The sequence below is a fragment of the Actinoplanes sichuanensis genome, assembly GCF_033097365.1.
Classification (GTDB): Bacteria; Actinomycetota; Actinomycetes; order Mycobacteriales; family Micromonosporaceae; genus Actinoplanes; species Actinoplanes sichuanensis.
Genome location: NZ_AP028461.1, coordinates 7002508 through 7016978, shown reverse-complemented (window position 1 = coordinate 7016978; position 14471 = coordinate 7002508). Strand labels below are relative to the sequence as shown.

Annotated in this window: 13 protein-coding genes and 1 pseudogene; 9 read left to right on the top strand and 5 right to left on the bottom strand. The window is 69.6% G+C overall.

All coding sequences use genetic code 11. The features are described 5' to 3' along the window. Positions 1–108: 108 nt before the first annotated feature. From Q0Z83_RS32420 to dmpG, 4 genes and pseudogenes are all read left to right on the top strand, one after another. Positions 109–1287: pseudogene (locus Q0Z83_RS32420) on the top strand (FAD-binding protein); the annotation flags it as partial. Beyond that, positions 1277–2233, top strand: a complete 957-nt coding sequence (locus tag Q0Z83_RS32415; protein ID WP_317787036.1) for a 2-keto-4-pentenoate hydratase — start codon at positions 1277–1279, stop codon at positions 2231–2233. The pseudogene Q0Z83_RS32420 and the gene Q0Z83_RS32415, both read left to right, overlap by 11 nt. Further along, positions 2230–3108 carry an acetaldehyde dehydrogenase (acetylating) gene (locus tag Q0Z83_RS32410; protein WP_317787035.1) on the top strand — a complete coding sequence of 293 codons (879 nt, stop codon included), beginning with the start codon at positions 2230–2232 and terminating at the stop codon, positions 3106–3108. Before Q0Z83_RS32415 ends, Q0Z83_RS32410 begins: the two co-directional genes overlap by 4 nt. After that, positions 3086–4090, top strand: coding sequence for a 4-hydroxy-2-oxovalerate aldolase (gene dmpG / locus Q0Z83_RS32405; RefSeq protein WP_317787034.1), 1005 nt, complete (start codon positions 3086–3088; stop codon positions 4088–4090). Before Q0Z83_RS32410 ends, dmpG begins: the two co-directional genes overlap by 23 nt. Before the next feature lie 67 nt (positions 4091–4157). On the opposite strand, the gene Q0Z83_RS32400 is transcribed toward dmpG, so the two are convergent. From Q0Z83_RS32400 to Q0Z83_RS32390, 3 genes are read right to left on the bottom strand one after another with little or no spacing between them, the layout of a single operon-like run. After that, the gene (locus tag Q0Z83_RS32400; protein ID WP_317787033.1) at positions 4158–5108 is read right to left on the bottom strand and encodes a ferredoxin--NADP reductase; all 951 of its coding nucleotides are present in this window, start codon (positions 5106–5108) and stop codon (positions 4158–4160) included. Continuing rightward, positions 5108–5479, bottom strand: coding sequence for a hypothetical protein (locus Q0Z83_RS55960; RefSeq protein ID WP_378079138.1), 372 nt, complete (start codon positions 5477–5479; stop codon positions 5108–5110). The genes Q0Z83_RS32400 and Q0Z83_RS55960 overlap by 1 nt, the downstream gene beginning before the upstream one ends. After that, positions 5476–6603, bottom strand: coding sequence for a Rieske 2Fe-2S domain-containing protein (locus Q0Z83_RS32390; protein ID WP_317787032.1), 1128 nt, complete (start codon positions 6601–6603; stop codon positions 5476–5478). The genes Q0Z83_RS55960 and Q0Z83_RS32390 overlap by 4 nt, the downstream gene beginning before the upstream one ends. Before the next feature lie 81 nt (positions 6604–6684). On the opposite strand from Q0Z83_RS32390, the gene hsaA reads away from it, so the two are divergent. The 5 genes from hsaA (at position 6685) to Q0Z83_RS32365 (ending at position 11558) form a co-directional block, all read left to right on the top strand. Further along, the gene (gene hsaA / locus Q0Z83_RS32385; protein WP_317787031.1) at positions 6685–7851 is read left to right on the top strand and encodes a 3-hydroxy-9,10-secoandrosta-1,3,5(10)-triene-9,17-dione monooxygenase oxygenase subunit; all 1167 of its coding nucleotides are present in this window, start codon (positions 6685–6687) and stop codon (positions 7849–7851) included. Positions 7852–7942: 91 nt separating this feature from the next. Next, positions 7943–8740 carry a 4,5:9,10-diseco-3-hydroxy-5,9,17-trioxoandrosta-1(10),2-diene-4-oate hydrolase gene (hsaD, locus tag Q0Z83_RS32380; RefSeq protein WP_317787030.1) on the top strand — a complete coding sequence of 266 codons (798 nt, stop codon included), beginning with the start codon at positions 7943–7945 and terminating at the stop codon, positions 8738–8740. A 66-nt stretch (positions 8741–8806) separates the two neighbouring features. Continuing rightward, complete coding sequence (gene hsaC, locus Q0Z83_RS32375; protein WP_317787029.1) at positions 8807–9715, top strand: iron-dependent extradiol dioxygenase HsaC; 909 nt, start codon at positions 8807–8809, stop codon at positions 9713–9715. A gap of 14 nt (positions 9716–9729) precedes the next feature. Then, complete coding sequence (gene hsaB / locus Q0Z83_RS32370) at positions 9730–10278, top strand: 3-hydroxy-9,10-secoandrosta-1,3,5(10)-triene-9,17-dione monooxygenase reductase subunit (protein WP_317787028.1); 549 nt, start codon at positions 9730–9732, stop codon at positions 10276–10278. Between the two features lie 158 nt (positions 10279–10436). Next, a complete protein-coding gene (locus Q0Z83_RS32365) occupies positions 10437–11558 on the top strand; it encodes a Uma2 family endonuclease (RefSeq protein WP_317787027.1) in 1122 nt (373 codons plus the stop codon). A 4-nt stretch (positions 11559–11562) separates the two neighbouring features. On the opposite strand, the gene Q0Z83_RS55955 is transcribed toward Q0Z83_RS32365, so the two are convergent. Further along, positions 11563–13467, bottom strand: coding sequence for a serine/threonine-protein kinase (locus Q0Z83_RS55955; protein ID WP_378079137.1), 1905 nt, complete (start codon positions 13465–13467; stop codon positions 11563–11565). A gap of 9 nt (positions 13468–13476) precedes the next feature. Then, positions 13477–14385 carry an acyl-CoA dehydrogenase family protein gene (locus tag Q0Z83_RS32355; RefSeq protein ID WP_317787026.1) on the bottom strand — a complete coding sequence of 303 codons (909 nt, stop codon included), beginning with the start codon at positions 14383–14385 and terminating at the stop codon, positions 13477–13479. Positions 14386–14471 lie beyond the last annotated feature (86 nt).

Sequence of the window (14471 nt, the reverse complement as noted above, 5' to 3'; positions counted from 1 at the left end):
CCATCGACATCCGCCGCGGAAGCCCGTCTCGCGCACCACGACCCTCGCGCGGAGCAACCGGAGCAACCGGCGCCGGAGGAGGCCCGTTCGCGGCCGGGCGAGCCGGGTGACCGGGTGACCGGGCTGGTCTGCCGCACGTTGCGGTCGGCGCCGGTCTGGGCCCGGGGCGCGCATCGGTGGCTGCACCGGTGGTCGGTCAAGCCCGGTGTCTACGTGCCCGGTTTCGGGCGGCTGCTGCATCGAGGAGTCGCCTGGATCGAGGACCGCTACGGGCGGGAACTGCGGATTCAGGCCGATGCCGTGGTGCTGGCGGCCGGTGGGTTCGTCTTCGACCGGGCGATGATGCGGGAGCACGCGCCCGGGTATCGCGGGCTTCGGCTGGGGACGCCCGGAGACGACGGGTCCGGGATCCGGCTCGGCACGGCGGTCGGCGCGGCGACCCGGTTTCTCGACCGGGTCACCATCTGGCGGTTCCTCACGCCGCCTTCCGCCCTGCTCGGTGGGGTTCTCGTCGACCGGGACGGGCGGCGGGTCTGCGACGAGTCCCGGTACGGCGCGGCGATCGGCGAGGCGATCCGGGCCTGCCCCGACGGGAAGGGCTGGCTGCTCGTCGACGCGGATCTGCTCCGTGCGGCTCGGCGGCAGCTGTCCTCGCAGACGCTGTGGTTCCAGCGCTGGCAGAGCCGGTGGCTCTTCGCCGCCCGCCGGATCTCGGCCCCGACACTCGCCGAACTCGCCCGCCGCGCCGGCATCAACGAGACCAACCTGATCGAGACCGTGACGGCGAACAACACCGCCGCCGGGATTGACGCCACCGCCGCCGCGGGCGACCGTTTCACCGCCTCCGGAAACGATGGTTCCACCCCCGCCGGAAACGATGGTTCCACCCCCGCCGGGAGCGGTGGTTTCACCGCCGCCGGCGTTCGAGTGGGGCGAGATGTCGTCGGTAAGCCCTTGGAGTTCGTTCGCGGTCTGGTCAACGCTCCTTTTTCGGCTGTCGATGTGTCGTTGCGGGCTTCCCCGGCGCCGATGCTCACCCTGGGCGGACTGACCGTCGACGAGGAGAGCGGCCAGGTGCTACGCCCGGACGGTACGTCGATCGACGGGCTCTATGCGGCCGGGCGGACGGCCGTCGGAATCTGTTCCGGGTCCTATGTCAGCGGGCTTTCGTTGGCCGACTGCGTGTTCTCCGGTCGCCGCGCGGGCCGTCACGCCGCCACCGCGCCGGTGGGTTCCCCATCCGCCGGCGCCGCGTTTTCCGAATCGGGAGAAGATGATGATCGGTGAGGCTGAGATCGAGGCGCTGGCGGATCGGCTCCGCGACGCGGAACGGGATCGGGCGCCGATTCCACCGCTCGTCACCGAGTCGCCCGGGCTCACCGCGGACGACGCCTATGCGATTCAGCTGCACAACATTCGGCGGCGCAGCGCTGCGATCGTGGGGCACAAAGTGGGGCTCTCCTCGAAAGCCATGCAGGAGATGATGGGGGTGGACGAGCCCGATTACGGGCATCTGCTCGCCGACATGCGGCTCTCCGAGGAGGTCGCCGTCGACACCGGACGGTTCTGCTATCCGCGGGTGGAGATCGAGGTGGCCTTTCTCCTCGGTGCGGATCTGCCCGGCAAAGGGTGCACCGAGGATGACGTGCTCGCTGCCACGGCCGCGTTCGCCCCGTCCATCGAGCTGATCGACAGCCGGATCGTCGACTGGCGGATCAGTCTGGCCGACACGATCGCGGACAACGCCTCGTCCGCCGGATTCGTGGTGGGCGCTCAACGCGTACCGCCGAAGGAAATCGATCCTCGCGGCATCGCCGCGGTCTTGTGGCGTGGGGATGAGCAGGTCGCGGCCGGGCGGTCGGACGCCGTTCTCGGGAATCCGGTCACTGCGGTCGCCTGGCTCGCGCGGAAGGTCGCGAGATTCGGGGTGCGCCTGAAAGCCGGGCATCTGATTCTGCCGGGGGCGTGCGCGCGGGCCGTCGACGCGCGGCCGGGTGATGAATTCCGGGCCGAATTCAGCGGGCTCGGTGACGTGCGATTGGCATTCGCCGCCGCGAAGGAGCCGGTCGGTAAGGAGCCGGTCGGTAAGGAACCGGCCGTGAAGGAGCCGGTCGTGAAGGAGCCGGTCGGGAAGGAACCGGCCGCGAAGGAACCGGCCGGGCAGGCGCCCACCGCGAAGGGAATCGGGGCCGGTGTGGCGCGAGCCGCCGCGGAAGAGAGGGGTCGGGAATGACGTTCAGCGCGGCGATCGTCGGGTCCGGGAACATCGGCACGGATCTGATGTACAAACTGCTGCGATCACCTGTCATCGAGCCTCGATGGATGGTCGGAATCGATCCGGAAAGCGCCGGACTCCGGCGGGCGGCCGAGGCCGGGCTGGCCGTCAGCAGCGCGGGCGTGGATTGGCTGCTGAGTCAGGACCCGGTGCCCGACCTGGTGTTCGAGGCCACGTCGGCGGGCGTGCACCGGGCGAATGCGCCGCGTTATGCGGAGGCCGGGATCCGGGCGATCGACCTGACTCCGGCGGCGGTCGGACCGGCCGTGGTGCCCGAGGTGAACCTCGGCGGGCACCGGGACGCGCCGAACCTGAACCTGATCACCTGTGGCGGGCAGGCGACGATTCCGATGGTGCACGCGGTGTCCCGGGTGACGCCGGTCCACTACGCGGAGATCGTAGCCACCGTGGCGTCCCGCTCGGCCGGGCCGGGGACCAGGGCGAACATCGACGAGTTCACCCGGACGACGAGCCGTGGGCTGGAGACGATCGGCGGAGCCGCGCGGGGCAAGGCGATCATCGTGCTGAACCCGGCCGAACCACCGCTGATCATGCGGGACACCATCTTCTGCGCGGTGTCGCCGGACGCCGATCAGGGTGCGATCACCAAGTCCGTCGTGGACCTGGTGTCGGCGGTCGCGACCTACGTGCCGGGGTATCGGCTGCTGGACGAGCCGCAGTTCGACCCGGTGGGTGACCGGCTGCGGGTGGGGATCTTCATCGAGGTCGAGGGCGCGGGCGACTTCATGCCGTCGTACGCCGGGAATCTGGACATCATGACCGCTGCGGCCACCAGGGTGGGTGAGGAACTTGCTCGATCTCAGGATCACTGACTCGTCGCTGCGGGACGGGTCGCACGCCAAACGGCACCAGTTCACCGTCGACGAGGTGACCGCGATCGTGGCGGCTCTCGACGACGCGGGTGTACCCGTCATCGAGGTCACCCACGGTGACGGGCTGGGTGGGTCGTCGTTCACCTACGGGTTCAGTCACACCCCGGAGCAGGACCTGATCAGCGCGGCGGTCCGTACCGCGACCCGCGCGAAGATCGCCTTCCTGATGCTGCCCGGTGTCGGTGTCCTCGACGACATCCGGGCCGCGGCCGGCAACGGCGCCACGGTCTGCCGGATCGCCACCCACTGCACCGAGGCCGATATCGCCGTCCAGCACTTCGGGATCGCCCGTGACCTGGGACTGGAGACGGTGGGGTTCCTGATGATGGCGCATTCGATCCCGCCCGAACGGCTGGCCGAACAGGCCCGGATCATGGCCGATGCCGGGTGCGAGTGCGTCTACGTGGTCGACTCGGCCGGGGCGCTCGTGCTCGACCAGGTCGGTGACCGGGTCGCCGCTCTCGTCGCCGAACTCGGGCCGGACGCGCAGGTCGGCTTCCACGGGCACGAGAACCTGGGGCTGGGCGTGGCGAACTCGATCCTGGCCTACCGGGCCGGGGCGCGGCAGATCGACGGCAGCACCCGCCGGTTCGGTGCCGGTGCCGGGAACACACCTGTCGAAGCGTTCGTCGGCGTCTGCGACAAGCTGGGCATCCGTACCGGCGTGGACTTCTTCAAGATCGTCGACGCGGCCGAGGACGTGGTGCGACCGGCGATGGCCGACGAGTGCAAGCTCGATCGGATGGCTTTGATCATGGGGTACGCCGGGGTCTACTCCAGTTTCCTCATGCACGCTTACGCGCAGGCCGAGCGGTACGGTGTGTCGGGCGCGGAGATCCTGGTCAAGGCGGGGGAGCGGCGTCTCGTCGGCGGCCAGGAGGACCAGCTGATCACGATCGCCCGGGAACTGTCCGCGCGATGAACCCGGTGGGGGCGACCACGACGGGCCACCCCCGCCGGAACCGTCAGCGGCGCCGTGTTCCGGCCGTTCAGTAGTAGGTGACCGAGACCGAGTCGGTCACCGGGATCGCCTGGCACGCCAGGATGTAGCCCTCCGCGAAGTCCTCCTCCTCGAGAATCTCGTTGTTGACCAGGTCGACCTCGCCGCTCACCAGCCGCACCGCGCACGCGCCGCACTGACCCTGCCGGCACGAATACGGCGGGTTGAGACCCGCGTCGATGATCACGTCGAGGAGCCGTTTGCCGGCCGCCCACGGCAACACATGCGTCTGCCCGTCGATCGCCACCTCGGCCACCGCCGCCGGCCCGTCTTGGTCCTCTTCGACCGGTTCCGTTGCGGTCTGGTTCGCCTCGAATCGTTCGACCCGGATGCGGGAGGCCGGCACGCCCGCCGATTGCAGCGCCTTCTCGGCGACGGCGACGAACGCCTCCGGTCCGCAGACGAAGGCCTCCCTCTGGAGGTACGGCAGAAGTAGCTCTTTCAGGAAATCAGCCGTCGGAATGCCCCGCTCGCTGTCCAGCCAGTGGATGACCGGCAGCATTCCGTCGAGCCGTGCCCCGAAGATGATCGATTCGGCGTCCCGGTTGGCGTAGATCAGAACCGGATCGCTCCGCAGCGCCTTGACGATCCCCATGATCGGCGTGATGCCCGAGCCCGCGGCCAGGAACAACAGATCGTCATCGAGCGAGTCGGGCGTGAACGTCCCGGCCGGGCCCGCCATGTCGAGGGTGTCACCGGCGCGGACGTGGTCGCAGATCCAGTTCGAGACCCGGCCGCCGGGCACCCGCTTCACGGTCACCGTGGGCCGATCGTCGATGCCCGGCGCACTGGACAGCGAGTAGCAGCGTGGCCCGGCCGGGGTGCGCACCGTCAGATACTGACCGGGCCGGTAGTCGAAGGTGGTGTCGAGCACCAGGGAGCAGGCGTCCGCGGTCTCCGGGATCACCGCGGCGATCCGGACAGGGCGGAAATACGGCATCAGCTCACCTCCAGACGACCCTCGCGAACCGCCCGGTCGATGCTTTCCCGCAGCTCCGGGCAGGTGGGGACGAGCGCGTTCGGTCGCCCGGCGGCCACCTCGGCGAGCCGGTCGCAGGCCGGCCCGGACCACTGCACGCTGGTCTGCATCGCGCTGCGTTTCCCGGCCCGGACCGGAAGCCCGCACGCCTCGCACCGAACCTCGGCAAGCCCGCCGCCCAGATACTCCTGCCGCTCGTCACTCTGCTGTGGCTCATCGCGCCGTTGCCGCTCATCGCTCTGCTGCCGGGCCTCGCTGCCGGCCCGCCCCGGTAGCTGCTTGTCGCTCGCGGTGACGTCGTGGCCGGTGACGTCGTGGCCGGTGACGGTCATGAGGCGGCGGCCCGGGCCTGGTTGGCGGCGACCTCGGCCTCCCACGTCTCGACCGCCCGCGTCGTGTCCACCTCGAACTCGTAGCGCGCCACCATGTCGTCGGTGACGTCCTCCACGTCGACGTAGAACTGCTCGTACCATCGGCGGAGCTGGTAGACCGGCCCGTCCTCGGCGCAGAGCAGCGGGTTGTCGATGCGCGTCTTGTTCTTCCAGATCTCCACATCCTGCAGGAAGCCGACGCCGATGCCCTTGGCGAACTTGGCCGCCGCCCGGCTCGCCTGCTCGGTGCTGAGACCCGGCAGCCGTTTCATGCTCAGGCCCCACTGGAGGACGAACGAATCCGGGGTGACCGGGTAGTGGCAGTTGATCAGCACCGACTCGATGTCAACGCCGTGCCAGTCGTTGTACAGGTAATCGATCATGTACGCCGGCCCGTAGTAGGCCGCCTCCGACCGCAGCGTGGCGTCACCCGACTGGCTGGCCGAGGCCGGCACGTCCGGGCGCGGCCGGGTCTGCAGGAACTGCGCCGCCACGTGCCCCTCCATCACGTTCTTGAAGAACGTCGGGAAGGCGAAGTGGATGTAGAAGAAGTGCGCCATGTCGACGACGTTGTCGATGATCTCCCGGCAGTTGGCGCCCTCGATGAGCACCGAATCCCAGGTCCAGTCGCTCCACTCGTCGGAGAACGCGCCCTCGATGCGGGGGATCGCCACCTCGGGCGGCGGCGGATTGCCCTGTGGATCGTTCCAGACGAACAACTGCCTGTTCTGCTCACAGGTCGTCCACGACCTGGTCCGCGCGCGCATCGGGATCCGGTGCGCGTAGGGCACCTCGACACATCGGCCCTCCCCGTTCCACCGCCAGTCGTGGAACGGGCAGGCGATCGTGTCGCCCTTGATCGTGCCCTGGGTGAGGTCGCCACCCATGTGCCGGCAGTAGCCGTCCAGCACGTTCAGCTTCCCGGAGGAATCGGCGAACACCACGAGCTTGGTGCCGAACGCCTGGATCGCGTGCGGCTGCCCGTCGCGGAACGTGTCGGCGAGCCCCAGGCAGTGCCACCCCCGGGCGAACCTCACCGGTGGCCGCCCGGCATCGATGGTGCGCGGTTGCTGGCTGATGCTCATGTCCCACTCCTGGTCCCTAGGTAGAACGTGTTCTAGTATAGGGGTCGCTCGACACGCGGCCAACCAGCCTGGAGGGATCTCATGGAAGCGGTCCTCGCCGGAGTTCGAGAACTGTTACCTGTTCTGCGAGAGCGCGCTCAGGAGACCGAGGATCGGCGCGCGCTCGCCCCGGAAACGGTCAAGGCCCTCGCCGAGACCGGCTTCTTCCGCCTCCTGCAACCCGTCCGGTTCGGCGGGCACGAGGCACACCCGCTCGACTTCCTGACCGCGGTCCGCGACATCGCCTCGGCCTGCGGCTCGACCGGCTGGGTGGCCTCGGTCATCGGGGTGCACAACTGGCAGCTCGGGCTCTTCCCGGACCGGGCCCAGCAGGACGTCTGGGGCGCCGACCCCGGCACCCGGATGTCCTCGTCCTACGCCCCGACCGGCAAGATCACCAGGGTCGACGGCGGTTACCGCGTCAACGGCCGCTGGAGTTTCTCCTCCGGCTGCGACCACGCCACCTGGGTGCTGCTCGGCGGCATCGTCCCGCCGGGCGACGACGGCACACCCGCCGACTTCTGCACCTTCCTGCTGCCGGCCTCGGACTACACGATCGAGGACGTCTGGCACACCGTCGGCCTGCGCGGCACCGGCAGCAACGACATCGTCGTCGACAACGCCTTCGTCCCGGCCCACCGGGCGCTCAGCTTCAACGACACCGCCCGCTGCGTCTGCCCCGGCCAGGAGCAGAACCCGGGACCGCTCTACCGCATCCCCTACGCCTCGATCTTCACCTACGCGATCACCACACCGATCATCGGCATGGCGACCGGTGCCTACCGTGCCCATGTCGACTACACCCGCGAACGGGTCCGCGCCGCTTACGTCGGCGTCAAGGCGGCCGAGGATCCACACTCGCAGGTGCGCGTCGCCGAGGCCGCGGCCGACATCGACTCCGCCTGGTACGCCGTGCAGACCAACATGCGCGAACTCATGGACCTCACCACCGCCGGCACCAAGCTCCCGATGCCGCTGCGCCTGCGGGTCCGTCGCGACCAGGTCCGCGGGACCGCCCTGGCGATCCGCGCGGTCGACCGGCTCTTCGAGAACTCCGGCGGCCGGGCCCTCGCGGTCGGCACCCCGATCCAGCGGTTCTGGCGCGACGCCCACTCCGGCCGGGTGCACGCGATCAACGACCCGGAACGAGCCCTGTCCATGTACGGCCGAGGCGAATTCGGCCTGCCGCTCAACGACGCGATGGTCTAGCCATGACCGACTGCACCGACCGGCAGCCACCCGCACCGTCCGACGGACGTCGTGGGCGGGGGCCGGGAGGGCATGGCCGAGGAGGTAACGCATGACACTCGCCTTCCACCGCGAGGGCGCCGGATCGCCGGTGGTCCTCCTGCACGGGGGCGGCCCCGGGGCGTCGGCCATGAGCAATTTCGGCCGCACCATCCCCGCGCTCGCCGAGCACTTCGACATCCTCGCCGTCGACCAGCCCGGATACGGCGGCTCGCTGGGTGACCCGATCACCGGGCAGTACTTCACCCACGCCGCCACCGAGCTGGCCGCGCTCCTCGACAAACTCGGCATCGACAAGGTCGACCTGATCGGGAACTCTCTCGGCGGCGGAACAGCCGTCCGCTTCGCCCTCATGCACCCCGGGCGCGCCCGCCGGCTGCTCCTCATGGGACCCGGCGGGCTGTCTCTGAACGTCTTCTCCGCGGACCCGACCGAAGGGGTCAAACGCCTCGGCGCGTTCGGCCGCAACCCCAGCCGGGAGAGACTGGCGGCCTTTCTCCGTACCCTCGTCTTCGATCCGTCCTTGATCTCCGAAGATCTGATCGAGGAACGTTTCCGGGCCGCGGTCGACCCGGCCGCGATGCGCGCCATGCGCGAGATGGGTGCCTCCTTCAGTAACCCGGAGACATACGAGGAGGGGCTGCTCTGGCGCGACGCACATCGGCTGCGCCACGAGACCCTGCTGGTCTGGGGCCGTGAGGACCGGGTCAATCCGCTCGACGGCGCCCTGGTCGCCCTCAAGGTGCTGCGCAACGCCCGCCTGCACGTCTTCGGCGGCTGTGGCCACTGGGCCCACCTGGAGAAATTCGACGAGTTCAACCGCTTGGCCATCGACTTTCTCACCCCCTGAAACCTGCCTTCACCTCGTCTATCGCGCCCGCCCCGATTCCTGGTTCTGTGAGAGGGGACACCACCCGTGAGCAACCTCATCCGATCCCTCGGTTACCTGCGCGTCGAAGCCACCGACCTGCCCGCCTGGCGTGACTTCGGCGTCAAGGTGCTCGGCATGACCGAGGGACGCGGCCCCGACCCGCAGGCCCTCTATCTGCGCATGGACGAGCTGCCGGCGCGCATCGTGGTGGTGCCCGGCGAACGGGACCGGCTCGCCGCGTCCGGCTGGGAACTCGCCGACCCGGCCGCCCTCACCAGGCTCGTCGGCGTCCTCGACGAAGCCGGCATCGCCGTCAAACCGGCCGGCGCCGACGAACTCGCCGACCGCCGCGTCTCCCACCTGATCAGCGTCGACGACCCGGCCGGCAACCGGCTCGAGTTCTTCTGCGGCGTGGCCCTCGACAGCCGGCCGGCGCTCAGCTCGTACGGCACCCGGTTCGTCACCGGCGGCCAGGGCATGGGGCACGTCGTCCTGCCGGCCCGCGACGACGTCGCGTCGCTGCGGTTCTGGAGCGAGGTCCTCGGGTTCCGGCTGCGCGACTCGATGCGCCTCGTCCCCGAGCACCTCGGACTGCCGCCGAGCGACAAGCCCCTGTGGATGCGGTTCCTCGGCTGTGGTCCCCGGCACCACAGTGTCGCGCTCGCCCCGATTCCAGCGCCGACCGGACTCGTACACCTGATGATCGAGACCGAGACCCTCGACGACGTCGGCCGGGCCATCGACCGGTGCGCCCGCAACAAGGCCCCGATGATCTCCACCCTGGGCCGGCACGCCAACGACGAGATGGTCTCCTTCTACGTCCGGACCCCGAGCGGATTCGACATCGAGTACGGCTACGGCGGCCTCACCGTCGACGACGACACCTGGGTCGCCCGCCAGACCACCGCGCACAGCGTCTGGGGCCACCGGTTCTTCGGCGGCGGCGGGCATTGACCACCCACCCGTCCGTGCCGGTGTCGCCGGCCGCCGGATTCCGCAGGGTCTTCGGCCACTTCGGAACCGGCGTCACCGTCATCACCACGGCCGATGCCGACGGCCCGGCCGGATTCGCCTGCCAGGCGTTCGCGCCCCTCTCCCTGGACCCGCCGCTGGTGCTCTTCTGCCCGCAGAGCGGCTCGGACACCTGGCGGCGGATCCGGGCGTCCGGCATCTTCTGCGTCAACATCCTGGCCGCCGACCAGCGCGACGTGTCCCGGCTCTTCGGCACCCGCGGCGCGGACCGGTTCGGCGCGCTCGACTGGGTGCCCGCGCCGTCCGGGGCGCCGGTCCTGGACGGCGTCCTGACCTGGGCGGACTGCTCGGTGGAGGCGGTCCATCCGGGCGGCGATCACGCCATCGTCACCGGGCGGGTGACGATGCTGGGGCCGTGCCGCGACGTGACACCGCTGCTCTTCCATCGCAGCCGATACACCACGACGACACCGACCTCACCGTACGAGCCACCCGAGGTCGTCGACACCCTCCTGTCCTGGCCCCGCCACACCGACTGGATGTGAGGCAGTCAGCGCTACCCGGCGAGCGACATCTAGGTGGACAGCAACTGTCCTCAGGCCTATAGTCGCTTGCAAGAGCCCGTTGGGGTCGATCGCCGCTGAGGGGGTGTCTGCGTGGGTGGGCTGCGGGAGCGAGAAATCGCCGCAAGGGAGGCCGTTCCGTGAGCGCTGAATCAGCGATCGAGTGGAATCAGCCGCCAGCGGAGGGATTCACCGCCGATGACCTTGATCGGATTCCCGATCTCCCACCCCACGCGGAGCTCATCGACGGACGCCTCGTCCTCGTGAGCCCGCCGAAGGTCTTTCATTCGCTGATGCTCGATCTGCTGACCCGGTCCCTGCGTTCGGCGGCACCGCGACCGGAGTTCCTGGTCCGGCGCGACATGTCAGTGGTTCTGAACAGGAAACAGAGGCCGGAACCCGACGTGGTCGTCGTGCGCGGCGATGCCGAGGCGAGTCTTTCCGTCACCTGCTATCCGGCCGAGGCGGTTGTGCTGGCGGTCGAGGTCGTCTCGCCCGAGTCGGAGATCCGTGATCGGGTGCTTAAGCCGCAGCTCTATGCCGAGGCGGGTATTCCGTTCTTCTGGCGGGTGGAGGCAGTCGAGGGCAAGCCGGTCGTCCACGCTTTCGAGCGCGCCCCGGAGAGCGCGCCTACGAGTCGATCGGGACCTTCCACGACCGGATCGACCTGCGAGTCCCGTTCCCGATCGACATCGACCTCAGCGAGATCGAACGGATGTGAATTCCGGTTGTATGCCGACGAACTCGATCGGATGCCCGGTCTGCCCTCTCATTCCCAACTCATCGACGGCAAGCTCGTCGTCGGGCGCCCCCGGCCGCGCTTTCACCAGAAGGCGTTGCGTCTTCTCGAGAGCGGGTTGTGCCGGCGCGCGCCGAGGGATCGGTTTCTGGTTGATCGGGAGATGTCGGTCGTCCTGGGCCCCAGGCAGCGGCCTGAACCTGACGTGATCGTCGTCCAAGCGGATGCCGAGATCGATGATGATGCGAGTTGGCATCCGGCTGAGGCCGTCTTTCTCGCGGTCGAGGTTGTGTCACCCGAGTCGGAGATTCGTGACCGGAAGAGGAAACCGCAGCTCTATGCCGAAGCGGGCATTCGGTTCTTCTGGCGGGTGGAGAACGTCGAGGGTAAGGCGGTCGTCCATGCCTACGAGCTCGATCCGGCGCTCAGTGCGTATACACCGCTTGGGATCTTCCATGATCGGGTTCAGCTGTCAGTGCCGTTTGTGATCGACATCGACCTCACCGAGATCGAGCGGATGTGAGGGGTCAGCCGCAGTGGGAGAAGTCGCTCTCGAAGGACATTCCCCCGATGGAGCCGCCCCATTTGACGCAGGTCTTCGGGGCCGTGGCGCTCACCGGGCCGGCGTAATACTGGAACGTTCCGGTGTCGGCGACCGGTGTGCCGCCCTGGACCTCCAATGTGGCGGACATCGAGGTCTTCTCGTCGAGAGTGTCGGCCTTGATGGTGACCACACAATTCTTTCCACCGGAGGCGCGGTAGAGCAGATGGATCGTGCCGCGTAGCACCCCGGCTGACGTCTCCAGCTTCTTCGAGTCGACCACCTGGAATCCGTTTCCGCACAGCGCGACCGGATCGCTGTAGGGGTTCGTCGCCGGTTCGGTGGCGTCCGGGTCGCCCGGCTCGTCCGGGTCGGCTGTCGCGGTGGCGGTCGGCTGGCCGGGGTCGGCCGGGCCGGTGGCCGGGTTCTTGACCGCCGGTGCGGTGTTGCCGTTCGCGGAGCCGCCCTTCGGAGACGACTTCGGCCGGCCGGTGGACTGGCCGTGCGGCTTTTCGCTCGTGTCGTCCGCCTGGAGTTGTTGCCGATCCGGGTCCTGCGACTCGATCGCCGGGTCCGTTTTGCCCGACCCGCTGTTCAGGATGATCCCGATACCGGAAAGCAGAGCCACCACCGCGACAGCCGCGAGCGCCACGGTCATGGTGCGCCGCCGCCGCGAAACCGCGGAGCCCTGCCCGGTCGCGCCACCCATCGCGGAGCCGTGCCCGGTCGGACCGCCCACGTTGGCATACGCGCCGCTTCTTCCGGCCGCGCCGCCGAAGGTGGAACCTGCCGCGATCCCGCTGCCGGGCGCGCCGCCGCTGGGCGCGGCCCCGACCGATGCGGCGCCCGGCGTGAAACCGGATCCGTTCGGAACCCGCCCGTCCGCTGGGAAACCACCGGTGCCGGGCCGCTGCGCCGACGCCGCCGGATACCGGCCACTCGGCGAGCCAGAGGGGAACGAACTTCCGGCAGCGGCGGGACGGCCGCCCCCAAGAGGAGCGACGGGCGAAGACTGCGACGGGAACGGCGGCCGCGACGAGGGCGGAGACGGCGGCCGGGCGGGGGACGACCCGGCCCCGAGGGCGGCCGCCGCCAGCGCCGAAGCGCTCGGGAACCGCTGGCCCGGGTCCTTGGCGAGCGCCCGCATCACCACCGCGGCCACCGCCGGCGGGACATCCGGCGGCAGGACCGGTGGAGCCCCGTGCACCAGCTGGGCGAGAACGGCGAGCGGGTTGTCCCCGACATACGGCGGCCGCCCGGTGAGGCAGCTGAACGCGACGGCACCGACCGCGTACACATCGGTGACGGCCGTGACCGGGCGGCCCTCGGCCTGCTCCGGAGCCATGTAGTGTGCGCTGCCCAGCACCACATTGGTGCTGGTGATCCCGGTGACCCCGGTGGACCGGGCGACTCCGAAGTCGACCAGCACGATGGCGCCGGCCGGCCGTACCAGAAGATTGCTGGGTTTGACGTCCCGGTGAATGATGCCGGCGTCGTGGGCGGCCTGGAGCGCGTCGGCGACCTGCGCGATCGCGGCCATCGTCTCGGCGGGGGAGAGTCGACCGGCCTGCTGGATCTTCGCCGACAGTGGGGTGCCGTCGATGAACTCCATCACCAGGAAGTCCAGCCGGTGCGCGCCGACCTGCGCATTCTCGCCGTAGTCGTAGACCTGCACGATCCCGGGATGCCGCAGCGCCGCCATCATCCGGGCCTCGGAACGGAACCTGGTGATGAAGTCCGAGTCCGACATCAGGGCCGGGAGCAGCACCTTCACCGCGATCTCGCGCTGCAGCAGCAGGTCGTCGCCGCGCCACACCTCACCCATGCCACCGGCGGCGATTCGTTGGGTCAGCCGATAGCGGCCGTTGAGCACGTCTCCCGGTGATAGCACCGGATCATGCTAGTCGGGAGAGGACAGCAGTGTGGGGGTGAGCCGCGCGACATGGGACTCCGGCGAACCGTACATCTGTGCCGTCGCCCAGGCTCGCCGAAGGAATCGATGGGCGTCGTGTTCCCAGGTGATCGCGATCCCGCCGTGCATCTGCACCATCTCGGCGGCGACCGCCCGCAACGTCTCCGAGCAGGTGATCTTCGCGGCGGCGGCGAGCAGTGGGGCGTCCGCCGAACCGTCGGCGACGGCCTGCACGGCTGCTTCCGAGGCGGACCGGGCGGCCTGGACCCGGACGTACGCCTCGGCGAGCCGATGCTGCAGCACCTGGAACGACCCGATCGGCCGCCCGAACTGATGACGCTCCTGCACATAGGCGACGGTGAGTTCGAGAGCACGTTCGGCGGTTCCGAGTTGCTCGGCGGCGAGCGCGGCGCAGGCGACATCCCGCAGTCCCGGAGCCGAACCGTCCTCGGAACGCAATCTGCCCGTGGGCCGGGTCAGGTCCAGCGAGTCGGTGATCTCGATCCCGCCTTCGATCTCGGACAGGGTGCCGTCCCGGACGACCAGCACGGTGTCGGCCGGGAACACGCATCCGGCCCAGACGGCGGTCACGATGCGTTCACCCGAGCAGATCGCCGGCAGCAGCCGGGCCCGGGTCTCCTCGTCGCCCGATTCGAGAAGCACGTGCACGGCCAGCACGGTGCCCAGCATCGGCGCCGGGCTGAGCACCCGGCCGAGCTCCTCCAGCACGACGGCGGCCTCACCGAGCGTAGCGCCGGAACCGCCGTACTCCTCCGGCACCGTCAGCCCGGCGACACCGATCTCCTTGCACAGCCGCGCCCACATGCCGTCCGCCGCGATCTGCCCGCCGAGCAGCCCACGCACCGCCGCCCGCAACGCCGCACGCTCCTCGAACATCATTCGAAACCCTTCTCTTCGGTACGGCGTGGGCCCCACCCCGCCGAACTGTGCCCGTCCCGTGGCCACACCGCGACGCCGTCCCG

What these genes read in the sequence shown, in the direction of transcription:
- hsaA (WP_317787031.1), top strand. Translation starts at nt 6,685, where the DNA reads ATGGAAGCGGTCCTCGCCGGAGTTCGAGAACTGTTACCTGTTCTGCGA.
- Q0Z83_RS55960 (WP_378079138.1), bottom strand. Translation starts at nt 5,479, where the DNA reads ATGACCGTCACCGGCCACGACGTCACCGGCCACGACGTCACCGCGAGC.
- Q0Z83_RS32400 (WP_317787033.1), bottom strand. Translation starts at nt 5,108, where the DNA reads ATGCCGTATTTCCGCCCTGTCCGGATCGCCGCGGTGATCCCGGAGACC.
- Q0Z83_RS32355 (WP_317787026.1), bottom strand. Translation starts at nt 14,385, where the DNA reads ATGTTCGAGGAGCGTGCGGCGTTGCGGGCGGCGGTGCGTGGGCTGCTC.
- Q0Z83_RS32410 (WP_317787035.1), top strand. Translation starts at nt 2,230, where the DNA reads ATGACGTTCAGCGCGGCGATCGTCGGGTCCGGGAACATCGGCACGGAT.
- hsaD (WP_317787030.1), top strand. Translation starts at nt 7,943, where the DNA reads ATGACACTCGCCTTCCACCGCGAGGGCGCCGGATCGCCGGTGGTCCTC.
- Q0Z83_RS32390 (WP_317787032.1), bottom strand. Translation starts at nt 6,603, where the DNA reads ATGAGCATCAGCCAGCAACCGCGCACCATCGATGCCGGGCGGCCACCG.
- Q0Z83_RS32415 (WP_317787036.1), top strand. Translation starts at nt 1,277, where the DNA reads ATGATCGGTGAGGCTGAGATCGAGGCGCTGGCGGATCGGCTCCGCGAC.